At 73.0% G+C, this 26,434-nt stretch carries 25 protein-coding genes; 23 read left to right on the top strand and 2 right to left on the bottom strand.

Going from position 1 to position 26,434, the window contains the following annotated elements:
* Positions 1 to 42 precede the first annotated feature (42 nt).
* A complete protein-coding gene (locus ACE3Q3_RS14010) occupies positions 43 to 594 on the bottom strand; it encodes a sigma factor-like helix-turn-helix DNA-binding protein (RefSeq protein ID WP_374447031.1) in 552 nt (183 codons plus the stop codon).
* Between the two features lie 179 nt (positions 595 to 773).
* On the opposite strand from ACE3Q3_RS14010, the gene ACE3Q3_RS14005 reads away from it, so the two are divergent.
* The 9 genes from ACE3Q3_RS14005 (at position 774) to ACE3Q3_RS13965 (ending at position 10,351) form a co-directional block, all read left to right on the top strand.
* Entirely contained in the window at positions 774 to 1,058 is a 285-nt protein-coding gene (locus ACE3Q3_RS14005; RefSeq protein WP_374447030.1) for a DUF2282 domain-containing protein, read from the top strand.
* Between the two features lie 5 nt (positions 1,059 to 1,063).
* Entirely contained in the window at positions 1,064 to 1,927 is an 864-nt protein-coding gene (locus ACE3Q3_RS14000) for a DUF692 domain-containing protein (protein ID WP_374447033.1), read from the top strand.
* Positions 1,924 to 2,709 (top strand): putative DNA-binding domain-containing protein, encoded by a 786-nt coding sequence (locus ACE3Q3_RS13995; protein ID WP_374447028.1) that lies wholly within the window; start codon positions 1,924 to 1,926, stop codon positions 2,707 to 2,709. Before ACE3Q3_RS14000 ends, ACE3Q3_RS13995 begins: the two co-directional genes overlap by 4 nt.
* An 11-nt stretch (positions 2,710 to 2,720) precedes the next feature.
* Positions 2,721 to 3,167 (top strand): DoxX family protein, encoded by a 447-nt coding sequence (locus ACE3Q3_RS13990; protein WP_374447027.1) that lies wholly within the window; start codon positions 2,721 to 2,723, stop codon positions 3,165 to 3,167.
* Positions 3,168 to 3,231: 64 nt separating this feature from the next.
* Positions 3,232 to 5,040 (top strand): ABC-F family ATP-binding cassette domain-containing protein, encoded by a 1,809-nt coding sequence (locus ACE3Q3_RS13985; protein WP_374447025.1) that lies wholly within the window; start codon positions 3,232 to 3,234, stop codon positions 5,038 to 5,040.
* An 82-nt stretch (positions 5,041 to 5,122) separates the two neighbouring features.
* The gene (locus ACE3Q3_RS13980; RefSeq protein WP_374447023.1) at positions 5,123 to 6,214 is read left to right on the top strand and encodes an NAD(P)H-dependent glycerol-3-phosphate dehydrogenase; all 1,092 of its coding nucleotides are present in this window, start codon (positions 5,123 to 5,125) and stop codon (positions 6,212 to 6,214) included.
* Between the two features lie 160 nt (positions 6,215 to 6,374).
* Positions 6,375 to 6,686: a hypothetical protein gene (locus ACE3Q3_RS13975; protein WP_374447022.1), complete on the top strand. Its 312-nt coding sequence runs from the start codon at positions 6,375 to 6,377 to the stop codon at positions 6,684 to 6,686.
* Positions 6,683 to 8,626 carry a hypothetical protein gene (locus tag ACE3Q3_RS13970; protein ID WP_374447020.1) on the top strand — a complete coding sequence of 648 codons (1,944 nt, stop codon included), beginning with the start codon at positions 6,683 to 6,685 and terminating at the stop codon, positions 8,624 to 8,626. The genes ACE3Q3_RS13975 and ACE3Q3_RS13970 overlap by 4 nt, the downstream gene beginning before the upstream one ends.
* Positions 8,627 to 8,725: 99 nt before the next feature.
* Entirely contained in the window at positions 8,726 to 10,351 is a 1,626-nt protein-coding gene (locus ACE3Q3_RS13965) for a calcium-binding protein (protein ID WP_374447019.1), read from the top strand.
* Positions 10,352 to 10,366: 15 nt separating this feature from the next.
* On the opposite strand, the gene ACE3Q3_RS13960 is transcribed toward ACE3Q3_RS13965, so the two are convergent.
* Positions 10,367 to 11,269 (bottom strand): LysR family transcriptional regulator, encoded by a 903-nt coding sequence (locus tag ACE3Q3_RS13960; RefSeq protein WP_374447018.1) that lies wholly within the window; start codon positions 11,267 to 11,269, stop codon positions 10,367 to 10,369.
* Positions 11,270 to 11,404: 135 nt separating this feature from the next.
* Between ACE3Q3_RS13960 and nikB the strand changes: the two genes are divergently transcribed.
* The 14 genes from nikB to ACE3Q3_RS13890 form a co-directional block, all read left to right on the top strand.
* Positions 11,405 to 12,325 (top strand): nickel ABC transporter permease, encoded by a 921-nt coding sequence (nikB, locus tag ACE3Q3_RS13955; RefSeq protein ID WP_374447016.1) that lies wholly within the window; start codon positions 11,405 to 11,407, stop codon positions 12,323 to 12,325.
* A 10-nt stretch (positions 12,326 to 12,335) separates the two neighbouring features.
* Positions 12,336 to 13,181 carry an ABC transporter permease gene (locus tag ACE3Q3_RS13950; protein WP_374447014.1) on the top strand — a complete coding sequence of 282 codons (846 nt, stop codon included), beginning with the start codon at positions 12,336 to 12,338 and terminating at the stop codon, positions 13,179 to 13,181.
* 26 nt (positions 13,182 to 13,207) lie between these two features.
* The gene (locus ACE3Q3_RS13945) at positions 13,208 to 14,749 is read left to right on the top strand and encodes an ABC transporter substrate-binding protein (protein ID WP_374447012.1); all 1,542 of its coding nucleotides are present in this window, start codon (positions 13,208 to 13,210) and stop codon (positions 14,747 to 14,749) included.
* Between the two features lie 11 nt (positions 14,750 to 14,760).
* Complete coding sequence (gene argH / locus ACE3Q3_RS13940; RefSeq protein ID WP_374447010.1) at positions 14,761 to 16,251, top strand: argininosuccinate lyase; 1,491 nt, start codon at positions 14,761 to 14,763, stop codon at positions 16,249 to 16,251.
* Between the two features lie 5 nt (positions 16,252 to 16,256).
* The gene (gene argH / locus ACE3Q3_RS13935) at positions 16,257 to 17,768 is read left to right on the top strand and encodes an argininosuccinate lyase (protein ID WP_374447009.1); all 1,512 of its coding nucleotides are present in this window, start codon (positions 16,257 to 16,259) and stop codon (positions 17,766 to 17,768) included.
* Positions 17,765 to 18,796, top strand: coding sequence for an ABC transporter ATP-binding protein (locus ACE3Q3_RS13930; protein ID WP_374447006.1), 1,032 nt, complete (start codon positions 17,765 to 17,767; stop codon positions 18,794 to 18,796). The genes argH (ACE3Q3_RS13935) and ACE3Q3_RS13930 overlap by 4 nt, the downstream gene beginning before the upstream one ends.
* Positions 18,793 to 19,782 (top strand): ABC transporter ATP-binding protein, encoded by a 990-nt coding sequence (locus ACE3Q3_RS13925; protein WP_374447004.1) that lies wholly within the window; start codon positions 18,793 to 18,795, stop codon positions 19,780 to 19,782. The genes ACE3Q3_RS13930 and ACE3Q3_RS13925 overlap by 4 nt, the downstream gene beginning before the upstream one ends.
* A gap of 74 nt (positions 19,783 to 19,856) precedes the next feature.
* Entirely contained in the window at positions 19,857 to 20,987 is a 1,131-nt protein-coding gene (locus tag ACE3Q3_RS13920; protein WP_374447002.1) for an NAD(P)/FAD-dependent oxidoreductase, read from the top strand.
* A complete protein-coding gene (locus ACE3Q3_RS13915) occupies positions 20,968 to 21,285 on the top strand; it encodes a (2Fe-2S)-binding protein (protein ID WP_374447000.1) in 318 nt (105 codons plus the stop codon). The genes ACE3Q3_RS13920 and ACE3Q3_RS13915 overlap by 20 nt, the downstream gene beginning before the upstream one ends.
* On the top strand, positions 21,278 to 22,669 hold the full coding sequence (locus ACE3Q3_RS13910) for an NAD(P)/FAD-dependent oxidoreductase (protein WP_374446998.1): 1,392 nt from the start codon (positions 21,278 to 21,280) through the stop codon (positions 22,667 to 22,669). The genes ACE3Q3_RS13915 and ACE3Q3_RS13910 overlap by 8 nt, the downstream gene beginning before the upstream one ends.
* The gene (locus ACE3Q3_RS13905) at positions 22,666 to 23,898 is read left to right on the top strand and encodes an NAD(P)/FAD-dependent oxidoreductase (protein WP_374446996.1); all 1,233 of its coding nucleotides are present in this window, start codon (positions 22,666 to 22,668) and stop codon (positions 23,896 to 23,898) included. The genes ACE3Q3_RS13910 and ACE3Q3_RS13905 overlap by 4 nt, the downstream gene beginning before the upstream one ends.
* Positions 23,899 to 24,219: 321 nt before the next feature.
* Positions 24,220 to 25,641: a sigma-54-dependent transcriptional regulator gene (locus tag ACE3Q3_RS13900; protein WP_374446994.1), complete on the top strand. Its 1,422-nt coding sequence runs from the start codon at positions 24,220 to 24,222 to the stop codon at positions 25,639 to 25,641.
* 51 nt (positions 25,642 to 25,692) lie between these two features.
* Entirely contained in the window at positions 25,693 to 26,037 is a 345-nt protein-coding gene (locus ACE3Q3_RS13895; protein ID WP_374446992.1) for an ArsR/SmtB family transcription factor, read from the top strand.
* 2 nt (positions 26,038 to 26,039) lie between these two features.
* The coding region (locus ACE3Q3_RS13890; RefSeq protein WP_374446990.1) for an FAD-dependent oxidoreductase at positions 26,040 to 26,434 on the top strand (395 nt) is incomplete at its 3' end.

The raw sequence follows: 26,434 nt of genomic DNA, 5'->3' as shown, positions 1-26,434 counted from the left end.
GCGTGCGGTCGGCGGCGAGCGCCCGGATCAGGTCGTCGGTCCTCATTCCCCTCCTCCCGCGAAGCGGCGTGCGAGCGCCTTCAGGCCCCGATGCAGCGCCACCCGCACCGCCCCCTCGGAGATCCCGAGACGGCGGGCGGTCTCGCCGATTCCCGCCCCGTCGAGCGAGATCGCGCGCACGACCTGGTGGGTCCGGCCTTCGAGGACCGCCAGGGCCCGCTCGGCATCCCGGCGCGCCAGCCCATCCGCGGCCGGGGCCGCCGGCAGCGCCTCGGCGACCGCATCGATCGGCTGTTCCGCCCGGCGCCCGCGGCGCCGCAGCGCATCGACCGTCTTGTAGCGCGCGATCGCGTTGATCCAGGGCCCGATCGGAGCCGACCGGTCCCAGGTCGCCCGTGGATCGTCACTGCGGACGAGCTGGGCGATCCCCACGGCCTCGGCATCCGCCGTGCCGCCGCCGGCACGGCCCAGCGCCCGCAGCACCACGGCGCGCACCGCCGGCGCCAACGCCTCCAGCAGCCGGCGGTAGGCCGCCTCGTCGCCGTCGTCGGCCGCCCGCATCCATGCCGCCCACTGGCTTTCGCGGTCGTCCACGCCCAGCCGTCCAACCTCCATACGCTTCCTCCGGGCCCGATGTTACGTCGAGCCGCGTCCCGGCACCCGGCCGGTATGGCACCCACACGAATCCGTGAGCGGGTAACGACCTCCGCCACCGGCGCGAACCTGTCCTCGAGGGCCGACGGATCGGCCCGCAACCGGAAGGATCGTCGCCGATGAATCGTCGTCAAGTCGCCCTCGCCCTCGCAGGATCGCTGGCCGGCCTCGTGGCCGGCACCGTCGCACCGGCCGCCGCGCAGAACGCCACGAAGGAGAAGTGCTACGGCGTCGCCCTCAAGGGCGAGAACGACTGCGCGGCGGGGCCGGGGACCACCTGCGCCGGCACCTCCAGGGTCGACTATCAGGGCAACGCCTGGAAGCTCGTCCCCAAGGGCACCTGCGTCACCATGCAGACGCCCCATGGCCCGGGCTCGCTGAAGGAGATCAAGCGCCCGGCGTGACGGCGATGCCGCTGCCGCTCGGCGCCACGTCCGCCGGCATCGCCTTCAAGCCGCAGCACCTGGCGTCCGCCCTGGACGATCCGGAGCCGGTCGGCTTCCTCGAGGTGCATGCCGAGAACTACATGGGCGCCGGCGGGCCACCGCAGGCCATGCTGCGGCGGCTCGCGGGCCGCTTTCCGCTGTCGATCCACGGCGTCGGGCTGTCGCTGGCCGGCGCCGGCCGGCCCTGCCGCCGCCACCTCGACCGGCTGGCCGACCTCTGCCGGCGCCACGGCCCGGCGCTGGTCTCCGAACATCTCGCCTGGTCGGGCCTCGACGGCACCTATCTCGGCGACCTGCTGCCGGCGCCCTACACGCGGGCGACGCTGCGGCGCGTCGCCGACCGCGTCGACGAGGTGCAGGCGCGCCTCGGCCGCCCGATCCTGGTCGAGAACCCCGCCTCCTACCTGGGCTTCGCCGACAGCCGGATGGACGAGGCCGGGTTCCTTGCGGAACTGGCGGAGCGGACCGGTTGCGGCATCCTGCTCGACGTCAACAATCTCTTCGTCTCCGCCGGCAATCTCGATTTCGACGCGCTCGCCTATCTCGACCGCCTGCCACCCGGCCGGGTCGGGGAAATCCATCTGGCCGGGCACACCGAGACCAGGGAGGCGGACGGGCGCCCGCTGCTCGTCGACACGCACGGAGCGCCGGTCGCCGAAGCGGTGTGGAGCCTCTACCGCGCGGCCCTCGGGCGGTTCGGCCCGGTCCCCACCCTGATCGAGCGGGATCGCGAGGTGCCGGACTGGGCGGAACTGCGCTCCGAGGCCGGTCGCGCCGCCGTCATGCTGGCCGCCGCGGCCGTTCCGGCACGGCAGCGCGCGGCATGACGGCGAAACCGGCGTCGGCCGCCTGGGCCCGCAGGTTCGCCCAGGCCCTGCTCGACCCGGACGCGGCGGTGCCGCCCGGCATCCGCGTCCCCGACGGTGTCGATCCCGGCCGGCGCTTCGCCGTCCATCGCAACAACGTCCTGTCGGGCCTGGTCGAGTGCCTGCACGGGCGCTTTCCCGCGGTTGCGGCGATCGTCGGGCGGGACTTCTTCGATGCGATGGCGACCGTCTACGTGCGGGCCCATCCGCCCGCCGATCCGGTGCTCGCCACCTTCGGCGACCGCCTGCCCGACTTCGTCGCCGGCTTTCCGCCGGCCGGCGCGGTGCCCTATCTCGCCGATGTCGCCAGGATCGAGGCGGCGCGGACCCGCGCCTGGCATGCCGCCGACGATGCCGGCGATGCCGGGGCGGAGGGGCCGCCACGGTCGGTCGCCGACGCCCGGCTCCGGCTCTGCGGCGCGCCCGAGCTCGTCCGCTCGTCCTTCCCGGTGGTGACCGTCTGGGAGATGAACGCGGGCCTCCGGCCACCGGCCGCCATCAAGGACTGGTCGCCGGAATGGGCGCTCGTCCTGCGCTGCGGCGACCGCGTGCCGGTGCTGCGCGCCGGCCCCGCCGTGGCTGCCGTTCTCGCCGCCGCCCGGCGCGGCGGGGGCCTGAAGGCGGCGGCCATGGCCGCCGCCCGGGCCGAGGTGGCGTGCGACCCGGCCGCGGTCCTGTCCTTCCTGATCGAAGCCCGGGCGGTGGCGATCACCGCCCGTCCCCCGCCCGCGAGGAACCGATGAGCGACCGATCCATGCCTCCGTCGACAGCCGCTCTCGCGATCCGGGCGGCGGTGCGGGCCCTCGACCGCATTCCGCACGCCGTGCTCGCCGCCGCGGCCCGGGTCTTTCCCGCGGCCGTCTTCTGGCAGTCGGGCCGGACCAAGGTCGAGGGCTGGGCCGTCTCCGAAAGCGCGATCTTCCTCTTCCAGGAGGAATATGCGCTGCCGCTGGTCGACCCGGTGGTGGCGGCGTGGGCCGCGACCATCGCCGAGCATGTCCTGCCGATCCTGCTGGTGCTCGGCCTCGCCAGCCGCTTCGCGGCCCTCGGCCTCCTGGCGATGACCGCCGTCATCCAGGTCTTCGTCTATCCCGGAGCGTGGCCGACCCACGGCGTCTGGGCCGCCTGCCTCCTCCTGGTGGCCGCCCGCGGCCCGGGGCCGTGGTCGCTCGACCACGTCCTCGCCCGACGCTTCGGTTGATCCGGGCGCGGCCGTGGTTTAACCCGGGCGGCCCGCCGCCCTCCGGCGGGCTGCACGGGAATCCATGGCCGCTCCGCTCCTCGTTCTCCAGGACATTCATCTCTCGTTCGGCGGCCAGCCGCTGATCGAGGGGGCCGAGCTGACGGTCGCCGAGAGCGAGCGGCTCTGTCTCGTCGGCCGCAACGGCTCCGGCAAGTCGACGCTGCTCAAGGTCGCGGCGGGGCTGATCGAGGCCGACCGCGGCACCCGGGTCGTCCACCAGGGCGCGGTCATCCGCTACCTGCCGCAGGAGCCGGATCTCGCCGGCCATGCGACGACGCTGGCCTATGCCGAGGGCGACATCGCGCCGGACGGCGACCGCCACCGCGCCCGCCTGCTGCTGGAGGCGCTCGGCCTGACCGGCCGCGAGGATCCGGCGCGCCTGTCGGGCGGGGAGGCCCGGCGGGCGGCCCTGGCGCGCGTGCTGGCGCCCGAGCCCGACGTGCTGCTGCTCGACGAGCCCACCAACCATCTCGACCTGCCGGCGATCGAGTGGCTGGAACAGGAACTGGCCGGACTGCGCTCGGCCATCGTCCTCATCAGCCACGACCGGCGCTTCCTCCAGTCGCTGTCGCGCGCGACGCTCTGGCTCGACCGCGGCGTGACCCGGCGGCTGGAGCAGGGCTTCTCCGCCTTCGAGGAATGGCGCGACCGGGTGCTGGAGGAGGAGGAGACCGAGCGCCACAAGCTCGACCGCAAGATCGTCGCCGAGCAGGACTGGCTGCGCTACGGCGTCACCGCCCGGCGCAAGCGCAACCAGGGCCGGCTGCGGGCCCTGATGGCGCTGCGCACCGAGCGGCGCGAGCAGCGGCGGGCCACGGGCGACGTCCGGATGACCCTCTCCGAGGGCGAGACCTCGGGCCGGCTGGTGGCCGAGATGGAGGGCGTCTCCAAGGCGTTCGGCGAGCGCGTCATCGTCCGCAACCTGTCGCTCAAGCTGCGCCGCGGCGACCGGCTGGCGATCGTCGGGCCGAACGGCGCCGGCAAGACGACGCTGCTGTCGCTGCTGACCGGCGCGCTGGCGCCCGACTCCGGGACCGTCCGCCTCGGCGCCAACGTCCAGATGGTGACGCTCGACCAGCGACGGCAGGCGCTCGACCCGGCGACGAGCCTGAAGGACGCGCTGACCGGCGGCGGCAGCGACACCGTCACCGTCGGCGGACGGGCGCGGCACTATGCCGGCTACATGCAGGATTTCCTCTTCCGGCCGGAGCAGGCGCGGACGCCGGTGGCGGCACTCTCGGGCGGCGAGCGCGGGCGGCTGCTGCTGGCCCGCGCCCTTGCCCTGCCGTCCAACCTGCTGGTGCTCGACGAGCCGACCAACGACCTCGACCTGGAGACGCTCGACCTGCTGCAGGAGATGCTGGGCGACTATCCCGGCACGGTGCTGCTGGTCAGCCACGACCGCGACTTCCTCGACCGGGTCGCGACCTCGGTGGTCGCCTATGACGGGCCGGGGCAGTGGACCGAGTATGCCGGCGGCTATTCGGACATGGTCGCCCAGCGCGGCAGCGGCGTCGAGGCGCGCAAGCCCGACCGGGCCGCGAGGCCGCGGCCGGCCGCGAAGGCGGAGCCGGCCGAGCCGAAGGCGCGCAAGGCCCGCCTCGGCTTCGCCGAGCGGCGGGCGCTGGAGACGCTGCCCCGGCGCATCGCCGAACTGGAGGCGGCGATCGCCCGCCACCAGCAGGCGCTGGCCGATCCCGGCCTCTATGCCCGCGACCGGGCGCACTTCGACGCCGCCACCGCCGGCATCGGCACCGCCCAGGCCGAGCTCGCGGCGGCCGAGGAGGAGTGGCTGCGGCTCGAGATGCTGCGCGAGGAACTGGAGGGGTGAGGGGCCTGCGGTAGACGGCGACGGCCGTCGTCGGCTAGCCACCTGCTGATCCATTCACCCCCGAGCCGGAGGCCCGAGCCCGATGTCGGATGCAGGCACGAACCCGGCCCCCGCCCCCTTTGCGCGGGTGGCGGTCGTCGGCGGCGGCGCCTGGGGAACGGCGCTCGCCCTCATTGCCGCCCGCGCGGGTCGCCGGGTCGCCCTCTGGGTGCGGGAGCCGGAGGCCGCCGCCGCCGCCGCCCGATCCCGCCACAGCCCCTTCCTGCCGGACCATGCGATCCCGCCGGAGGTGACGGTCACCAGCGACCTGGCGGCGGCGCTGGCCGGCTGCGGCCTGGCGCTGCTCGTCGTGCCCTCCCAGTATCTCCGCGCCGTCGCCCGCGCGGTCGCGCCGCTGCTGCCGCCGGACGTCCCGGTCCTCGTCTGCAGCAAGGGGATCGAGGCGGGCACCGGCGCCCTGATGACCGAGGTGGCGGCGGCCGAGATGCCGGGTCGGCCGCAGGCGGTGCTGTCCGGGCCGAGTTTCGCGGGCGAGGCCGCCGCCGGCCAGCCGACGGCCGTCACCGTCGCGTCGGCCGATGCCGGCCGCACCGCGGATTCGCTGGCCGCGCGGGTCGCGGTGACGCTGGGGACCGAGACCTTCCGCCCCTACCTCTCCGACGACCCGGTCGGGGTCGAGGTCGGCGGCGCGGTCAAGAACGTGCTGGCGATCGCCTGCGGCATCGCCGCCGGCCGCGGCTTCGGCGCGAACCCGCGGGCGGCGCTGATCGCCCGCGGCCTCGCCGAGATGAAGCGGCTGGCCGAGGCGCTCGGCGGCCAGTGGGAGACGGTGAGCGGCCTCTCCGGCCTCGGCGACCTCACGCTCACCTGCTCCAGCGAGCAGTCGCGCAATTTCTCCTTCGGACGCGCGCTCGGCGCCGGCCAGACCGCCGCGGCGGCCCTCGCCGGCAAGGCGGCCGTCGTCGAGGGGGTGGCGAACGCCCGCTCGGTGACCGATCTCGCCCGTCGGCTCGCCATCGCCATGCCGATCTGCGAGGCCGTGCAGGCGGTTCTCGACGGCGACGTGTCGGTCGACGAGGCGATGCGCGCGCTGCTGACGCGGCCGCTGGCGGCCGAGCCGCGGGCGCTCGGCGACGTGCGGCTGCGCCACCCGACGGAGCCCCCGGACGCCTGACCGGGCGGGGCCCGGCCCATCGCGGCGGTGTCATTCGATGCGGAGGCACGATATGATATGCACGCCGATCGGTCCCGGGCCCGTTTCGGGCTTCGCCGATCGCAACTGATCGGTTGCCCTGCCACCCCTGGCGGCAACCCATACGGGAGAGGTGGACGCCATGGCAGACGGACGGCATACCACCGAGGCCAAGGCGGCGAAGGAAGCCGCCAAGGCAAAGGCCGCGCAGGACGCGAAGGCCGCAGAGGCACGGACGCGCCTGCTCGCGCGCCTGCCGCACCTTCCGGACGAGGAACTGCGCATCCTCAGCCTGAATGCCGAGCGGCTCGAACAGTCCGGCACGGCCGGGCAGAAGGCCCAGGCGTCGGCGATGCTGCCGGCGATCCGCGCGGCGCTCGCCGAGCGTGCCGCGGCGCGGCCGCCGGTGAAGCCGCGCGCCGTCCGCAAGGTGGCGGCCACCGCCCAGGGGTGACCGCCGACCCGGAGGCCGGCGTCGGGGAGCGACCCGACGCCGGGCCGCCCCCGGTGCGCCTGGCCGGCATCCGGTTCCTCTGGGGTCTCAACGTCTTCGCCGACCAGCCGGTCGCGGTCGCCCGGCTCGCCTCGGGGCCGGAGACGCGGACGCCGCCGCCCGTGCCGATCGAACTGGCGGGCCGCGTCGCCGCGCACCTCGCCCGGCAGGCGCTGGCGATGCCGGCGGCGGACGACGTGGTCAGCCTGGTGCGCGGGATCGCCGATGCCGCGCTCGCGCGCTGCGGGGCGCCGGACTCCCGGGGGGTGCGCCTGCGGCCGGCAATGGCCGGGCCGTGGGACGTCGTGGTGCCGCTCGACCATTCCGATACGGCCGAGGCGGCGCTGCGCATGGCGGCCGGCCTCGTCGCCGCGGCCGGCGGGGCGGCGGACGGCGATGCGATCGACGCGGCGCTGGCGGCACGTCTTTCGGCGCTGGCACGCGGCTGGACCGGCTGGCGTCCCGACGTGGAGCAGGGGGAGATCATCGCCACCTGTCGCCGCCTCGGCGTGCGCTGGAAGCGCCTTTCCTACTATCCCGACTGCATCCAGCTCGGCGAGGGACGGCGGCAGAAGCGGCTCCTCACCACCGTCACCGGCGAAACCGGCCATATCGCCGTCCGCATCTCCAACGACAAGTCGCTGACCAACCTGCGTCTCGCCCAGCAGGGGGTGCCGGTGCCGCGCCATCGCATCGTCCAGACGCCGGCCGAGGCCGAGCGCGCCGCCGCGGAGCACGGCTATCCGGCGGTGGTGAAGCCGCGCGACGGGCGCTGGAACCAGGGCGTCGCCGTCGTCTATGCGGACGACCAGGTTGCCGAGGCCTTCGCCGCCGCGCAGGACAAGGGCGGCGGCGGGGTCGTCGTCGAGAAATGGATCGCCGGGCGGGAGTTCCGCATCCTGGTCGCGGCGGACGGGGTCTGCGGCGTCCACGAGCGCGAGGCGCCGTCCGTGCTCGGCGACGGCCGTGCGACCGTCGCCGAACTGATCCGGCGCGCCAACGCCGACCCGGCCCAGGTCGATCCGGCCGACGCCTGGTCGGGGCCGATCGTGCTCCTGCCGATCGTCGAGCGCTGCCTCGCCTGGCAGGGGCTGGGGCTCGACCGGGTGCCCGAGGCGGGGCGGCGGGTCCTGGTCAACCCGCTGCCCTTCCGCAAGTACGGCGGCACCTACCGCGACGTCAGCGACGCGGTGCATCCCGAAAATGCCACGCTCGCCGTGCGCATCGCCCGGCTGCTGGAGCTCGACATCGCCGGCATCGACATCCGCCTGGCGGACATCGCCCGCCCCTGGACCGAGGGGCCGGCCGGCGTCTGCGAGGTCAATGCCGGGCCCGGCATCGACAATATCGCGGTCACCGGCCGCAAGCGCGGGGTCGACGTGCCGGGCCGGATGATCGACCGCATCCACCCGCCCGAGCGCCGGCGGCCGCTGCCCTTCGTTCTCTACGCGGTGGCGCCGGGCGACGAGGGGCCGGCCCGGGCCCGTGCGGGCGAACTGGCCGCCGCGCTCGAGGCCCGCTTCGGCTGGACCGTCGCCGTCGCCGATCCGGCGGGGGTCGCGCTCGCCGGCGGCCGCCTGCGCATCCCGCGCGAGCATGGCGCCCGCTGGGCGGTCGAACTGATCCTGGAATCGCCCGAGGCGGATGCGGCGGTTCTCGTCATGCCGCAGTCGCTGCTCGTCGCCCATGGGATCGGGCACGACCGGATCGATGTCGCGCTCCTCGCCGACAGTCCCTGGCGGACGCGCCTCGCCGAAGTCCTGGAGAGCGCCGGCACGCGCGTGCTGCCGTTCCGCAGCGAGGTTCCGGAAGTCCTGGAAGCCTTGGCCGGGAGCAGCGCAAGACCCGCCGAAATCGACGACTCGACGAGATCAGGACACCGGCATAGATTGGGCGAGTAACGCAGTTCCAATTCGCGACCGACGTTCCGGAAGCTTTCGCCATCGTCCATGCGCCATGCCGGCGGATCGGGCAAGCGATGCCAAGGGGGGGAAGCGGCCATGGAAACGAGCAGCTACGCCTGGGACGGGACCGGCAGCATCGACTTCTCGACCGGCCTGGGCTTGCCGGCCGATGCGTTCTTCGACCCGCTCTCCACCAGCCTGCGGATCGGCGGCGGGCTGTCCGCCCAGCAGTTCGACGTCTATGCCGCCGGCGCCGACGTGGCGCTGGTCAAGGTCCGCAACCCCGACGGCAGCGAGATCGCGCCGGCTGGCCGGACCTATGCCTACATCCCGAACGTGGTGCCGACGAGCATCGGCACCTTCCCCGACCTGTCGGGGCGCAACGTCCGGTTCGAGGACGGCTCGCTGCTCGTGGTCGGGGACGGGTCGGCGTCCGGAACCGCGGACGACCAGGCCAACGCATTCGACTTCTCGGCACTCGCGGCCGCCGCCGACTTCCTCTTCCTGCGCGACGGCAACGACACGGCCGACGCCGGGGCCGGCGACGATCGCCTCCTGCTCAACCGCGGCGACGATGTCGGCCGCGGCGGCGACGGCGGCGATTCGATCTATGGCGGCCAGGGCGACGACCAGGTCTACGGCGACACCGGGAACGACCTGCTGTTCGGCGACCTCGGCAACGACCTGCTCCATGCCGGCATGGGCAACGACGTGCTCTTCGGCGGTCTCGGCAACGACCGGTTCCTCGCCGCCGACGGCGACGACACGCTCTATGGCGGAGGGGGCGACGACTGGTTCGAGTTCTCCGGCTCGGTGGGGGACAAGCACGTCTTCGGGGACAAGGGCGACGACGCCTTCGAGTTCGACGGCACGGCGGGCAACTGGCAGGTCCATGGCGGCGCCGGATTCGACGGGCTGGACCTGCGGGCGCACCAGGGATCGCTCTATCTCGAGACCGGCGACGGCGACAGCCACGTCCACGCCGCCGACGTCCTGGGATACCTGTCGCTCCGCGGCGGCCCCGACCGCGACCTGTGGGAGGTCGAGCCGGGCGTCGGTCATCGCCACCTCCTGGAGACCGGCGACGGCGACGACGTGCTGCACATCCACGGGCCCGGCGGCCTCCAGGCGTTCCAGATCGTCCATCTCGGCGGCGGCGACGACGTGCTCGACCTCACGGGCTATGCCGGAAGCGACCGCGAGACCTGGTTCCTCGGCGGCGGGGACGACACGGTCTTCGCCGGCAGCGGCGGCGACGTCCATGTCGGCGCCGGGTTCGCCTGGGTGCAGGTCGGGCCCGGGCAGGTCCGCGTCGTGCTCGACGACGCCTATCTCGGCGACGGCAGCCTGGAGTTCGAGGGCTACCGTCCGGGCGTCGACGGCATCCGGGTCACCGACGCGTTCGGCCTCGAAGCCGTCGTCGGCTACCGCGGCGACGGGCTGTCGGGCACCTCGTCCGCGACCAACTGGCTCATCGCCGACGACCAAGCCTACACGATCGACACCTTCGACGCGTTCCTGTCGGCAACCCAGGCGGACACCGCCAAGCCCGGCTTCTTCACCTTCCTCGACGGGCACGTCCAGACCTGGTTCACCTTCGACATGTCCTCGACCGGCGGCGCCATCAAGATCGCCGACTATCCGGGCCTGACGAGCCTGCCGCAACTGGGCCTCTTCGACCTCGGTCCGGGCGGCGACCTCGACCTGCTGGGCGGCGACTGAGGCGGCTTCGGGTCGTCAGCCGCGGCCCAGTTCGTGCGCCATGGCGAGGAGGAGGGCGGCGAACTCCTGCACCACCTTGGCCGGCGGCCGGTGGGACGGGTAGACGATCGAGAAGTGGGTCGGGATCGAAGGCTGGAAGGGCCGCGTGACGAGGCCGGGCTCGCGCAGGAACGGCACCGTGTAGGGATCGACGACGGCGACGCCGAAGCCGCGTGCGACCAGTGCGCAGACGCTGGCCGACAGCGAGGTCTCGAACGGGCGTTCGTAGGGAATGCCCTCGGCCAGCAGCATCGCCTCCAGCCGCAGCCGGATCGGGCTCGACGGCCCGAGCCCGATCACCTTCTCGCCGGCGAGGTCGTGCGGGTGCACGGCCGCGAGGTCGGCCAGCCGATGGCCGGCCGGCACGACGCAGACCGCCGGCAGCACCGGGAAGGACTGGATGCGGACGGCCGGATGGTCGTGCACCGTGTTGACGAGACCGATGTCGATCTGGTCGAGGCGGGCCATCGCCTCGATGTTGGCCGAGTTGTCGTTGTGGACCGAGATCGCGACCTCGCCGCGGTCGCGCACGAAGCGCTCGATGGCGGCGTTCAAGAGCCCGATGCTGAAGGCGGTGATGGCGGCGACCCGGAGGCCGCCCGCCTTGCCGGCGCGGATCGCGCGGGCGGCCTCGGCGATGCGGTCGAGGCCGACGAAGTAGCGCTGGATCTCGTGGTGCAGCAGCACCGCCTCCGGCGTCGGCGCGAGGTGGCTGCCGACGCGCTCGAAGAGCGGCATCCGCAAGGCATGCTCGAGGTCGCGGACGAGCCGGCTGACGGCGGGCTGGGAGATCGCCAGGGTCTCGGCGGCCGCGGTCATGCTGCCGGTGGTCATGACGGCGCGGAACGCCTCCACCTGGCGCGGGTGCAGCGAGTTCATCGCGGGCAGGCCGATAACATCCGGTCATGGTGCCCCAAACGCATATGCCTTGAAAGCAGGGTCGCGAAGCCCGCTCAATGACGGACGGCGCGGCCGGCCCGATCGGGGGCCTCCGCCGCCGCCTCGGGAAGGCCGATGCTGAACTATGTCGTCCGCCGCCTGCTGATCCTGGTGCCGATGCTGCTGGCAGTGTCGGTGGCGGTCTTCCTGGTCCTCTACTCGATCCCGGGCGACCCGGCGCGGATGGCCGCCGGGCCCGACGCCAGCGAGGAGGACGTGGTGCAGATCCGGGCCAATTTCGGGCTCGACCGGCCGATCCACGAGCAATACGCGATCTACCTCGGCAACCTCGTCCAGGGCGACCTCGGAACCTCGTTCCGCACCCGCCGGCCGGTGCTCGACGAGATCCGGCGGACGCTGCCGGCGACCGTCGAGCTCGCCGCCGCGGCGATGGCGATCGCGCTCCTGCTCGGCGTCCCGATCGGCATCCTCTCGGCGCTGCGCCCGGGAAGCTGGCTCGACAACACCATCACCGCGTTCGCCGTCTTCGGCATCTCGATGCCGGGCTTCTTCCTCGGCCTGATCCTGATGGTGATCTTCTCGGCCACCCTCTACTGGCTGCCGCCGACCGGCCGCGGCACCTGGGCCCACCTCGTCATGCCGGCGGTGACGCTGGGCCTGCCCTACGTCGCGACCTATGCCCGCCTGACGCGGTCCAACATGCTGGACGTGCTGTCGGAAGACTATATCCGCACCGCCCGCGCCAAGGGGCTGGCGCGCTCGACCGTGATCTACCGCCACGCCCTGGTGAACGCGGCGATCCCGCTCGTCACCGTGCTCGGCATCTATTTCGGGCGGCTGCTCGGCGGCGCCGTCATCGTCGAGACGATCTTCGCCTGGCCCGGCCTCGGCCGGATCATGATCGAGGCGATCGTGCAGCGCGACATCTACGTCGTGCAGGGCACGATCCTCGTCTTCGCGGTCTCGGTCGTCCTGGTCAATCTCGCGGTCGACGTCCTCTACGGCGTGCTCGACCCGCGCATCACCTACGGCTGAGGGGCGGGCGATGGGGGCCTTCCTCGGCTATCTCTGGCGCACCCGCAACCTCGCCGCGGCGGTGGCGGCGCTCATCGTCGCCGCCTTCGTCGTCGTCGCCGTCGGCGCGCCGCTCTTCGCCGACTGGGGGGCGGCGACCAAGGTCGAACTGCAGCACGCCCTGGCGCTGCCGTCGGCCGAGTTCCCGCTCGGCGCCGACGAACTCGGCCGCGACCTGCTGGCGCGTCTCGTCTGGGGCGCCCGCATCTCGCTCGGCGTCGCCGTCGTCAGCGTCGGCTTCGCGCTTGCGGCCGGGGTCTGCATCGGCGCCGCCTGCGGCTATTACGAGGGCCGGGTGGCGGAACTGGTGATGCGGTCGATGGACTTCCTCATCGCCTTCCCGCGCATCCTCCTGGCGATCATGCTCATCACCGTCCTCGGGACCGGGGTGGTCAGCCTGACGCTGGCGATCGGCATCTCCTCCATCCCGGTCTATGCGCGCCTCTTCCGCGCCCCGGTGCTGACCCTGAAGCAGCGCGAGTTCGTGCTGGCGGCGCGTTCGCTCGGCGCCCGCGACGGCACCATCCTCTTCGGCCACATCCTGCCGAACACCGTGTCGCTGATGATCATCCAGGGCACGATCTCGCTGGCCGACGCCATCCTGATCGCGTCGGGGCTCAGCTTCCTCGGCCTCGGGCCGCAGCCGCCGACGCCGGAATGGGGCGCCATGATCGCCAACGCCCGGGCCCACATCACCTCGACCCCGCACGTCGTCTTCGCCCCGGGCCTCGCGCTCTTCGCGGTGATCCTCGGGCTCAACGTGCTGGGCGACGCGCTGCGCGACTTCGCCGACCCGCGCGTGCGCAAGAGCCGGTGACCAACGAGCAGGGAAGGAGCAGACCGATGACAACGAGCTTCCGCAGGCTGGCCGTCGCCTTGGCGCTGGCCGGATCGCTGTCCGCCGGAGCGGCGGCGCAGACGCTGCGCTGGGTCGAGGGCACCGACGCCGACACGCTCGATCCCCAGATCCAGCGCTCGCGGCCGGCGCAGATCCTGACCGACCACATCTTCGATCCGCTGGTCCGCTGGAAGGACACCAAGCTGAGCGAGATCGTGCCGGCGCTGGCGCTCTCGTGGGAGCGCTCGGAGGGCGACCTGCTCTGGACCTTCAAGCTGCGCCAGGGCGTCCGCTTCCACGATGGCAGCCCCTTCGACTCGGCGGCCGCGAAGTTCAGCCTGGAACGGGCGATGGACCCCAAGACGGGCTCGCCCAACCGCTCGCTCTTCGCCCCGATCGAGCGCATCGAGGCGCCCGACCCGCAGACCCTGACCATCCGCACCAAGGCGCCGATGCCGACCCTGCTCGAGGTCCTGGCCGGCTCGCAGGCGATGATGATGAGCCCGGCCGCGGTGCAGAAGGCCGGGCGTGATTCCTTCCGCAAGCCGGTCGGCACCGGACCCTTCGTCTTCGAGGAATGGATCCCGAACCAGCAGATCGAGCTGAAGCGCAACGACGGCTACTGGGGGACGAAGCCCCTGGTGCAGAAGTTCCACTTCCGCCCCGTGCCGGAAGCCGGCGCCCGCGTCGTCGAGCTCGAGTCGGGCAATGCCGACATCGTCACCAACATCCCGCCCGAGGCGGCCGACCGGCTGAAGCGCAACCCGCGCGTCCGCATCGAGGTGATCCCGAGCTCGTTCCAGATCTTCTTCGAGCTCAACCTGACCAAGCCGCCCTTCAACGACGTCCGCGTCCGCAAGGCGGTGAACCACGCCATCGACCGCAAGGCGATCGTCGAGAAGATCCTGGGCGGCTATGGCGGCGTCCCGGACGGGCTCTTCCCCGAGGGCGTCCAGGGCCGCGTCCCGCTCGAGCCCTACGCCTACGATCCCGAGCTCGCCAAGCGGCTCGTGAAGGAGGCGCTGCCCAACGGCTTCGACGGCAAGGTCGTGCTGTGGACGCCGAACGGCCGCTACGCCAAGGACCGCCAGGTCTCCGAAGCCGTGCAGGGCTGGCTCAACGCCATCGGCTTCCAGACCGAGTTCCGGGTCTGGGAGTGGGCGAGCTACCAGCGCGAGCTCTACCGCGCCGACCCGGGCGGCACCGGCAAGGGCACCAACAACGCCAGCATGTGGATGCTCGGGACCTCGATCCCGGACGCCGACTGGCGGCTGCGCCGCAAGGTGGTCTCGGGCGATCCCTCGAACCTCACCGGCTACTCCAATCCCAAGGTCGACCAGCTCATGCAGCGGGCCGCGACCAACATGGACTACGCCGCGCGCATCAAGGACTACCAGGAGGTGCAGCGCATCTTCTGGTCGGAGGATGCGGCGTGGCTCGTCCTCTTCAACCAGGTCCAGATCATCGGCCTCAACCCCAAGGTCGAGGGGCTCGAGATGTTCGCCTACGAGGTGCCGATCCTCAACCGCGTCCAGTTCAAGAAGTAAGCGAGCCCGTCATGCGCGAGCGCCTGAAGTCCGCCCCCGCCGAAGAGATCGTCGCCTACATGATCGCGCCGCGTCTCTTCGACGAGGCGAAGACGATCTTTCCGATCATGAGCCGCATCAACCAGGCCCACACCGTCATGCTGGTGGAGCAGGACATCCTGCCCGCCGACGTCGGCGGCCGCATCCTGGGCGGGCTGGCGAAGCTGGCGGAGGCAGGCGTCGAGGCGCTCGCGCTCGATCCCGGCAAGGAGGACCTCTACTTCAACGTCGAGGCGGCGCTCAGCGCCGCCATCGGCGCCGACATCGGCGGGCGGATGCATACCGGCCGCAGCCGCAACGACCTCTACGCCACCGTCCAGCGCATGAAGGTGCGCGACGTCGCCTGCGACATGGCGGGCCGGGCGCTCGTCCTCCAGGGGCGGCTGCTCGACGCCGCCGCCGGCAACCTCGACACGGTGATGACCGGCTACACCCACATGCAGCCGGGCCAGCCGATCACCGTCGGCCACTACCTCTCGGGCGTCGCCCAGGCCCTCCAGCGCGACAGCTGGCGCATCCTCGACGCCTACCGGTCGCTCAACCTGTCGCCGCTCGGCGCCGGCGGGCTCGCCACCACCGGCTTCCCGATCGACCGCTTCCGCACCGCGGCCCTGCTCGGCTTCGACGGCATCGTCGAGAACTCGCTCGATGCCGTCGGCTCCCGCGACTACGTCTCCGACCTCATCTACGCCTTCGCCACGGCGGCGATCACGGTCAGCCGGCTCTGCCACGACCTGCACGTCTGGTACACGTTCGAGTTCGGGTTCCTCGACATCGACGACGCCATCGCCGGCACCAGCTCGATCATGCCGCAGAAGAAGAACCCGAGCCCGATCGAGCACCTGAAGGCCAAGGCCGCCCACCAGATCGGGGCGCTCGTCTCCTCGCTGTCGGCGCAGAAGACCGCGCCCTTCACCCATGGCCGCGAGGTCGGCAACGAGAGCGTCGCGCTCTTCAAGGAGGCGGCCGCCCAGATGGAGGCGACGCTGGCGCTGGCCGACGCGGTGGTGCGCGGCCTGCGCTTCCGCGCCGAGACCCTGCTCGACGACGCGCGCCGCAACTACTGCACCCTGACCGAGCTCGCCGACACCATGGTCCGGCACCGCGGCCTCAGCTTCCGCACCGCCCACGAGGTCGTGGGCGCGCTCGCCCGCGAGGCGGCCGACCGGCGGCTGGCCGGCAGCCACGCGATCACCGCCGAACTGGTCGACGAGGTGGCGGTCCAGGTCACCGGCAAGCCGCTGGCGCTGACCGCCGCGGAGCTGAAGGCGGCGCTCGACCCGGCCTTCAACGTCCAGCAGCGGCGGGTGCCGGGCGGGCCCGCGCCGGCGGCGGTCGCCGCCGCGGTCGAGCGCCTGCGCGGCGGCCTCGCCGAGCAGCGGGCGCTGCTCGACCGCCGCCTCGCGGCCCTCGCCGCGGCCGATGCCGAGCTGGCCGCCGCGGCCGCCCGGCTCGCGGCCTGACGCCGATGTCGGTCGCGGCCCCCGACCTGATGCTGGCCGAGGCGCGGCTCGCCCGCCCGCCGGCGGAGCTCTTCCTGCGCCTCTCCCAGGCGCCTGGCCTCGGCCGGGAGCTGCGGCATTTCCGGCAATTCCTGGCGGTCGACAAGGCGCATACGGCGATGCTGGTCGAGCAGGGCATCCTGGCGCGCGCCCACGGCCGGGCCATCCTCGACGTGCTCGTCGAGATCGAGACGGAGGGGCCGGCCGGCCTCGCCGTCGACGCCCATCGCGGCAGCCTGCTGCTGCAGGTCGAGGCGCGTCTCGCCGAGCGGCTGGGCGAGGCGGTCGGCGGCCGCATGCATACCGGCCGCAGCCGCATCGACCAGGGCGCCACCGTGCGCCGGCTCTTCAAGCGCGGGCGGATGCTCGACGCGATGGCGCGCCTGCTCGCGCTGGAGACGACGCTCCTGGCGCAGGCCGGCCGCCACCGGCGGACGCTGATGCCGGGCTACACCCATCTCCAGCACGCCCAGCCCTGGGTCTTCGGGCACTACCTGCACAGCTTCTTCGTCAAGTTCCGCGAGGATTTCGACCGCCTGACCGAGAGCTACCGGCGGGTCAACCGCAACCCGCTCGGCACGGTCGGGCTGTCCGGCACCTCCTGGCCGCTCGACCGCGAGCGGACGACGGCGCTGCTCGGCTTCTCCGGCCTCGTCGAGAACAGCAAGCTCGGGCGCGAGGCCTACTACGCCGCCGAGGCGGCGACGGCGCTCGCCTTCGTCATGGCCGACCTCAACGACCTCGCCTGCGACCTGCATCTCTGGTCGAGCCACGAGTTCGGCCTCGTCGAGAGCGACGACGCCTTCTGCGGCACCAGCAGCATCTTCCCGCAGAAGAAGAACCCGGCGGCCCTGGAGACGATCAAGAAGGCGGCCGGCGGCGCCACGCAATGGCCGGCGGAGGCGCTGGCGACCTTCCGCGGCGAGGGCACGGGCGACCAGGCGATCCGCGAACTGTCGATGATCGACCGCGCCTTCGACACCGTCTGCGACATGCTGGAACTGGCCGAGGCGGTGGTCGCGACGCTGATCGTCCACGAGGGAAGGATGCGCGAGCTGGCCCAGGCCAACTGGTCGACGGCGAGCAACCTCGCCGACGTGCTGGTGCGCGACCGCGGCCTCTCCTACCGGCAGAGCCACCATGTCGTCGGCCGGCTCGTGCGCACCTGCCTCGAGCAGGGGGTCCGGCCGGAGGCGGCGACGGGCGCGCTCCTCGACCGCGCCGCGGCCGAGACCATCGGCCGCGGTCTGGACCTGGATGACGCGGCCGTCCGCGACGCCCTCGACGCCGACCGCTTCGTCGCCACCCGCATCACCACCGGCTCGATCGGTCCGGCCGAGGTCGACCGGATGCTGACGGAGGCGGCCGGCGAACGCGACGCCATGGCCGGGTGGCTGGCGGCCGAGCGCGGGCGCCTGGCGGCGGCCGACCGGGCGCTGGCCGCGGCGGTGGCGGCGATCCGCGAGGTCGGCGGGTGACGGGCGCGGCCAATGCCGGCTCCCCCGTCCTCGCGGTCGAGGGGCTGAAGGCGCACCTCTTCACGCCGGCGGGGGTGGTCCGCGCCGTCGATGGGATCTCCTTCGCGCTCGCCGAGCGCGAGACGCTCTGCATCGTCGGCGAGAGCGGCTGCGGCAAGAGCATGACGGCGCTGGCAGTGATGGGGCTGCTGCCGGAACCGGCCGGCCGCATCGTCGAGGGGCGGATCGAACTGGCCGGCACCGGCGACCTCGCCCGCCTCTCCGAGGAGCGGATGCGCGACGTCCGCGGCAACGTCGTCTCGATGATCTTCCAGGAGCCGATGTCGAGCCTGAACCCGGTCTTCGAGATCGGCTACCAGGTGGCCGAGGTGATCCTGCAGCACCGCCGGATCGGCCGCCGCGAGGCGGCGGCGCAGGCGGTCGAGATGCTGCGAACGGTCGGGATTCCCTCGCCGGAGCGGCGGGCGCACGCCTATCCCCACCAGCTTTCGGGCGGCATGCGCCAGCGCGTGATGATCGCCATCGCGCTCGCCTGCCGGCCGCGCCTGATGCTGGCCGACGAGCCGACGACGGCGCTCGACGTCACCATCCAGGCCCAGATCCTCGACCTCATGAACCGCCTCAAGGAGGAGGTCGGCACCGCCATCGTCCTCATCACCCACAATATGGGCGTGGTCGCGGAGATGGCGCAGCGGGTCTGCGTCATGTACGCGGGCGTGGTGGTCGAGGAGGCGACGGTCGAATCCCTCTTCGCCCGGCCGCTGCATCCCTACACGATCGGCCTGCTCGGCTCGATCCCGCGGCCCGACCGGCGGCAGCAGCGGCGCGAGCGGCTGGCGACCATCCCCGGCACGGTGCCCAACCTGGCCGCCGAGCGCGCCGGCTGCCGCTTCGCCGACCGCTGCCACGCCGTCATGGACGTCTGCCGCGCCGCCGAGCCGCCGCTGGCGCCGCCCGCGGGCGGCGATCCGGCCCACCGGGTGCGCTGCTGGCTGCATCCGGCGGCCGCGATGGGGCTCCCGTCGTGAGCGCCCAGCCGCTGCTCGAACTGAAGGGGGTGAAGAAGCATTACCCGGTGATGGGCGGCCTGCTGCGCCAGGTCGTCGGCTGGGTCAAGGCGGTCGACGGCGTCGACCTCACGGTCCGGCGCGGCGAGACGCTGGGGCTGGTCGGCGAGAGCGGCTGCGGCAAGACCACGCTCGGCCGCACGATCGTGCGCCTGGAGGAGCCGACGGCGGGCGAGATCCGCTTCGAGGGCCGCGACATCGCCGGCCTCGGGACGGGCGACATGCGCGCGCTCCGGCGCGAGATGCAGGTCGTCTTCCAGGACCCCTATTCCTCGCTCAATCCGCGCCGGACGGTCGGGCAGACCCTGACCGAGCCCTTCCGCATCCACGGCATCGGCAGCCCGGCCGAGCGGCGCGAGCAGGCGCTGGAACTGCTGGCGCTCGTCGGCCTCCGGCCCGAGCACTACGACCGCCATCCGCACGAGTTCTCGGGCGGCCAGCGGCAGCGCATCGGCATCGCCCGGGCGCTGGCCTTGAAGCCGAAGCTCATCGTCTGCGACGAACCGGTCTCGGCGCTCGACGTCTCGATCCAGGCCCAGGTGGTCAACCTCTTGATGGACCTGCAGGACCGCTTCGGCCTGACCTACGTCTTCATCGCCCACGACCTGTCGGTGGTCGAGCACATCTCGGACCGGGTGGTGGTCATGTATCTCGGCCATGTCGTCGAGGTGGCCGACGCCGAACAGCTCTACGAGCGGCCGCTGCACCCCTATACGGAAGCCCTGCTCGCCGCCTCGCCGGTGCCGGACCCGACCGTGCGCCGCGCGCGCATCATCCTGCAGGGCGACGTCCCGAGCGCGCTGGCGCCGCCGCCCGGCTGTCCCTTCAACACGCGCTGCCCGCACGCGACCGAGATCTGCCGCGAGGGCGGCGTGCCGGCGATGGAGGAGGCGGCGCCGGGGCGCTTCGTGCGCTGCCGCCGGGTGGCGGAGATTCGCGGGCTCTGACGCCCGTGCCGGGTGGCGCCGGGGCAGGGCGCCCGCGTAGCATGACCGGTCGCGCGATCGGGCGGAGGATGGGGATGGCCGAGGGCAGTTTCGATTTCGTCGTGGTCGGCGGCGGCGTCGTCGGGTCGTCGATCGGCTTCGGACTCGCCAAGCGGGGCGCCCGGGTGGCGATCCTCGACCAGGGCGACGCGGCGCTGCGCTCCTCGCGGGTCAATTTCGGCCTCGTCTGGCTGCAGTCCAAGGGCGACGGCATGCCGGACTATGGCCGCTGGACGCGCCGCTCGGCCGACCTGTGGACGGGCTTCGCGGCCGAGATCCAGGGCCTGTCCGGCATCGACCCCGAGCACGAGCAGAAGGGCGGCATCGCCTTCTGCCTCGGCGAGGCCGAGTTCGAGCAGCGCCGCACCACCATCCTGCGGATGCACAACCAGGTCGAGCCCTGGGTCTACGAGACGCGCATGATCGAGCGGCGCGAGGTCGAGGCGCTCTATCCCGGCGTCCGCTTCGGACCGGAGGTGACGGGCGCCTCCTTCTGCCCGCACGACGGGGTCTCCAACCCGCTGCGCCTGCTGCAGTCGCTGCACGGCGCCCTGAAGCGGAGCGGCGTCGCCTACCGCCCCGATGCCCCGGCGACCGCGATCCGCCGTGACGGCGCCGGCTTCGCCATCGACACGCCGGCCGGCCTCTTCCGCGCCGGCAAGGTGGTGATCGCCGCCGGCCACGGCACCACGAAGCTGGCGGCGACGCTCGGCCTCGAGGCGCCGATCGTGCCCGAGCGCGGCCAGCTCGTCGTCACCGAGCGGGTGGCGCCGATCCTGCCGATCCCGGCGAGCGGCGTCCGCCAGACCCGCGACGGCACCATCATGATCGGCACCACCCACGAGGCCGCACCCGACCTGACGACGCGGGCGACGACGGCCAACGCCGTCCACATCGCGTCGCGCGCGGTCCGGGTCATCCCCGACCTGGCGCGGCTGAAGATCGTCCGCTCCTGGCTCGGCCTCCGGGTGCTGTCGCCGGACGGCTTCCCGGTCTACCAGGAGTCCGAGACCCATCCCGGCGCCTACGTCGCCATCTGCCATTCCGGCAACACGCTGGCGGCGGTCCACGCCAACGACCTGGCCGAGGCGTTCCTCGCCCATCGCCTGCCCGAGTCGCTCGCCTCCTTCCATCCGAGACGGTTCCATGTTCCGAAAGCTGCCTGACCCTGCCCAGCCCATGGTCTCCGTCACCGTCGACGGCCGGCCGATGCGGGTCGCCGCCCACGAGACGGCGGCCTCCGCCGCCCTCATCGCCGGGATGGTCGCGACCCGGAATTCGCCGGTGACGGGCGAGCCGCGCGCGCCCTTCTGCATGATGGGCGTCTGCTACGAGTGCCTGATGGTGATCGACGGGGTGGCCTCGCGCCAGGCCTGCCTGGTGCCGGTCGCCGAGGGAATGCGGATCGAGCGCCAGCCGGGCGCGCGCTCGCTCGCCGGCCTGGAGGAGCGCACCGATGGCTGATGCCTGGGACCTCGTCGTCGTCGGCGCCGGGCCGGCGGGACTGGCGGCGGCCACCGAGGCGGCCGCCCTCGGGCTCAAGGCGGTCGTCGTCGACGAGCAGCCGGCGCCGGGCGGGCAGATCTACCGCGCCGTCGAGCGTGCCGCCTCCGGTCCGGCGGCGGCGGCGCTGGGACCGGACTATGCCCACGGCCGTTCCGTCGTCGCGGCCTTCCGGGCGAGCGGCGCCGCCTATCGTCCGGGCCTCCAGGTCTGGCAGGTCGAGCAGTCGGGCGAGGTGCTGGCGAGCGACGGCCAGCGCTCGGTCTCGTTCCCGGCCCGGCGGGCGCTGATCGCCATCGGCGCCACCGAGCGGCCGGTGCCGATCCCCGGCTGGACGCTGCCCGGGGTGATGACGGTCGGCGCCGGCCAGATCCTGCTGAAGGCATCGGGGATGGTGCCGGACGGCGAGACCTGGGTCGCCGGCGCCGGGCCGCTGCCGCTGCTCTACCTGGCGCAGGTGATCGCCGCCGGCGGCCGCATCGCCGGCTATGTCGACACGACGGCGGCGGGCAACGCCATGGCCGCCGCGCCGCACCTCCTCGGCGCGCTGCGCAACCTGCCCTATGTCCGCAAGGGGCTGAAGCTGCGCGGCGAACTGCGCCGGTCGGGCATTCCCGTCCATCCTGCCGATGCCGTCGAGGCGGTGGGCGAGGGACGGGTCGAGCGCATCCGCTTCCGCAGCGGCGGCACCTGGGTCGAGCGGCTCTGCGACACGCTGCTGCTGCACGAAGGGGTCGTCCCCAACGTCCACGTCACGATGGCGATCGGCTGTGCCCACGAGTGGGACGACCGCCAGGGCTGCTTCCGGCCGCGCCTCGACGAATGGGGCCGCAGCGACATCCCGGCCGTCCTGGTCGCCGGCGATTGCGGCGGCATCGAGGGGGCGCGGGCGGCCGAAGTGCGCGGCCGCCTGGTGGCGCTCGGGGCGGCGGCCGATCTCGGCCGCCTGACCGCGGCCGAACGCGACCGGCGGGCGCGACCGCTGCGCCGCGAACTCGACCGCCACCTGCCGATCCGCGCGTTCCTCGACGCCCTCTACCGCCCGCGCCCGGCGGTGACCTGCCCGGCGGATCCGGTGATCGCCTGCCGCTGCGAGTCGGTGACGGCCGGCCAGGTGCGCGAGACGGTGCGGATCGGCGCGGTCGGCCCGAACCAGGCCAAGTCCTTCATCCGCTGCGGCATGGGGCCGTGCCAGGGCCGCTTCTGCGGCCTCACCGTCACCGGCATCATCGCCGACGCGACCGGCAAGCCGCCCGGCGAGGTCGGGTTCTTCCGCATCCGCCCGCCGCTCAAGCCGCTCACGCTGGGCGAACTGGCGGCGCTCGGCGAGGACCCGGCGGCGTGACCGTCGAGGCCGACGTCGTCGTCGTCGGCGGTGGCCTGCACGGCTGCTCGTCGGCCCTCCATCTCGCCCAGCGCGGCCAGAGGGTCGTGCTGCTGGAGCGGCGCCATGTCGGCCGGCACTCGTCGGGCATCAATGCGGGCGGCGTCCGGACGCTCAATCGCGACCCGGCGGAGATCGGCCTCTCCGTCGCCGGGATGGAGCTGTGGCGGCGGATCGAGGACCTGGTCGGCGACGATTGCGGCTTCCACGCCCACGGTCAGATCCGCATCGCCGAGACCGAGGCGGAGCTGGAGAAGGTGGCGCGGCGCGTCGAACTGGTGCGCGGCATGGGGTTCCGACACGAGGAACTGATCGAGCGCGACGAGCTGCGCCGCCTCGTGCCGGCCGCGGCGCCGCACTGCGTCGGCGGGCACATCGTGCGCGACGACGGCGCCGCCGACCCCTACCGCACCACCTTCGCCTTCGGCCGCCGGGCGAAGGCGCTGGGCGTCGACATCCGCGAGGGCGAGGGGCTGGCGGCGCTGGAGCGGGCCGGCGCCGACTGGGTCGTCGTCGCCGAGAGCGGCCGGCGCTACCGCGCGCCGGTGGTGGTCAACGCCGCCGGCGCCTGGGCGGGCGACATCGCGGCGATGGTCGGCGACCACGTCGACCTGCGCGTCCGCGCCTCGATGATGATGGTGACCGAGCGGATGCCGCACTTCCTCGACCCGGTGATCGGGGCGGTCGGGCGCAAGCTCTCCTTCAAGCAGAGCGACGCCGGAACGCTCGTCATCGGCGGCGGCCAGCAGGGAATCGCCGACCGAGCCACCGAGCGGACGCGGATCCGCTTCGCCAACTTGGCCCGCAGCGCCGAAGCGGCGATCGCCCTATTCCCCCTGATGCAGGGCGTACGCCTGGTGCGCAGCTGGTGCGGGATCGAGGCGGAAACCGTCGACCATGTGCCAGTACTCGGCCGCTCGGTTGCCGCCGAAGGGATCGTCCACAGCTTCGGCTACTCGGGCCACGGCTTCCAGCTCGGGCCGATCTGCGGGGCCGTCGTCGCCGATCTCGTCACCCGGGGCGGGACCAATCTCCCGATCGCCGGGCTTGGCCTGGAACGCTTCCAGGCGCGGCCCGCCGAGGGTACTGCCGTGGCCGGTCGTGACCAGGGCGTCCCAGGCGCAGACGGCGCCGATCAGGACCAGGCCGCTGCCGACCAGACGGATCGGCGCGCCGGCGCCGGCGGCTAGGAAGGCGAGGCCGGCCAGCCCCGAGGTTGCGCCGAGGATCAACTGGACGAGGCCGTAGTCGAGCATGGCGGACCCTGATGGGCGGCGCGGTGTCCGCCGCCGGGAGGTGGAACGGCCGAGCCAATAGCGCCGGCGATGGCGATTGTAAATCCGCCGTTCACCTCGACTTGCCCGGGAGCGGCGCACCGCCGGGACGACCTGCGCCAAATCGGACGTTATCGCAGGGCCGCAGGCTGCGCCAGTGCTGGCGCCGGCGCCGCCGTCGGCCTAGGTTGCTGGGGCGCCGAGCCGATTTCAGGACTGTCCATCGCGGTCGTGCCGATGTCCGATGCCCGTCCCCTGGTCCTCCTCATCGAGGACACGCCGTCGCTGGCGGCGCTCTACGTCGAGTATCTCCGGCGGGAGTCGGTCCGCGTCGCGGTGGCGACGACGGGGCAGGAGGGCATCGGCGCCATCCGCAGCCAGGCCCCGTCCGTCGTGCTGCTCGACCTCAACCTGCCGGACATGTCCGGCATGGACATCCTGAAGGAGGTGACGGCCAACGGCTACGGCTGCTCGGTCATCGTCATCACCGCGCACGGCTCGATCAACACCGCGGTCGAGGCGATGCGCAACGGCGCCCACGACTTCCTGATGAAGCCCTTCGACCCGGACCGCCTGCGGGTGACGCTGCGCAACGCGCTGTCGCACCAGAAGCTGCTGTCGATGGTCGAGACCTACCGCGAGACCTACGACCGGCAGGGGCTGGCCGGGCTGATCGGCACCTCGCTGCCGATGCAGCAGGTCTACCGCATCATCGAGAGCGCGGCGCCGAGCCGAGCCACGGTCTTCATCACCGGCGAGAGCGGCACCGGCAAGGAACTGTGCGCCGCCGCGATCCACAAGCTGAGCCCGCGCCGGGCCGGGCCCTATGTCGCGCTCAACTGCGCCGCCATCTCCCGCGAGCTCATCGAGAGCGAGATCTTCGGCCATGTGAAGGGCGCCTTCACCGGCGCCACCACCGACCGCGACGGCGCCGCCAGCCGGGCCAGCGGCGGCACGCTCTTCCTCGACGAACTGTGCGAGATGGACCTGTCGCTGCAGAGCAAGCTGCTGCGCTTCCTGCAGACCTCGAGCTTCGTGCGCGTCGGCGGCAATCACGAGGAGACGGCCGACCTGCGCTTCGTCTGTGCGACCAACCGCGACCCCCTGGCCGAGGTCAAGGCCGGCCGCCTGCGCGAGGATCTCTTCTACCGGCTGCATGTCGTGCCGATCCACATGCCCCCCTTGCGCGAGCGCGGCGAGGACGTGCTGCTGCTCGCCAACCACATGCTGACCCGGTTCGCCAAGGAGGAGGGCAAGCAGTTCCGCCGCTTCGCGCCCGAGGTCGAGGCGATGCTCGTCGGCTACGACTGGCCGGGCAACGTCCGCCAGCTCCAGAACGTCGTCCGCAACATCGTCGTCCTCAACGACGGCGAGACGGTGGTGCCGGGGATGCTGCCGCATTCGCTGGGAGCGGTGGCCGGCGGCCGGGCCCTGCCGATGGCGGCCGTGCCGCCCGCCGTGCCGGGCGCTTCGGCGGAGGACGTCGGATCGATCCGGCCGCTCGCCGACGTCGAGCGGGAGACGATCGAGCGGGCGATCCAGCTCTGCGACGGCAACATTCCCCGTGCCGCCGAACTGCTCGAGATCAGCCCCTCCACCATCTACCGCAAGCGCCAGCGCTGGATCGACGAGGGCATCGTCCTGGCGGTCGCGAGCTGAAGTTCGCCGGGAGGGCTTGACTCTTTTCCATATCTCCATAATTGTAGAGATATGGAAAAGATGGACGTCATCGCCGCCCTCGGTGCGCTCGCGCAGGAGACGCGGCTCGATATCTTCCGGCGGCTCGTCCAGGCCGGGGGCGAGGGCATGGCCGCGGGCCAGATCGGCGAGCGCCTGGGCCTCGCCTCGGCGACGCTGTCGTTCCACCTGACCCAGCTCCGTCAGGCCGGCCTCGTCACCTTCCGGCGCGAGGGGCGGTCGCTGATCTACGTCGCCGAGTACGCGGCGATGAACGGGCTCCTCGCATACCTCACCGAGAATTGCTGCGGCCAGGGCCCGGCCGCCTGCCTGCCCGCCCTGACGACATCCCCGAACGCAAGGAAGGCCTCGCAATGACCATGTCCGATCTTCCCGTCGCCGTCGTCGGCGCCGGCCCGGTGGGCCTGGCCGCCGCCGCCCATCTGCTGGCGCGCGGCCTGACCCCGATCGTCTTCGAGGCCGGGTCCCAGGTCGGGCACGCGATCCGCCAGTGGGGCCATGTGCGGATGTTCACGCCGTGGGAATATTGCGTCGACCCGGAGGCGGGCCGCCTGCTGCGCGCCCGCGGCTGGGCGCCGCCGCCGGCCGACCACATCCCGACCGGGGCCGAACTCGTCGCCTCCTACCTCGAGCCCCTGGCGCGGAGCCCCGAGCTCGCGCCGCACATCCACTACGACGCGCGCGTCGTCGGCGTGACCCGCCGCGGCGCCGACAAGGTGCGGACCGCGGGCCGAACGGCGCTGCCCTTCGTCCT

This window comes from Allostella sp., from assembly GCF_041913585.1.
Classification (GTDB): Bacteria; Pseudomonadota; Alphaproteobacteria; order ATCC43930; family Allostellaceae; genus Allostella.
Note: the sequence above shows the minus strand (reverse complement) of the source record. Positions and strands in the feature narration are given on the sequence as shown.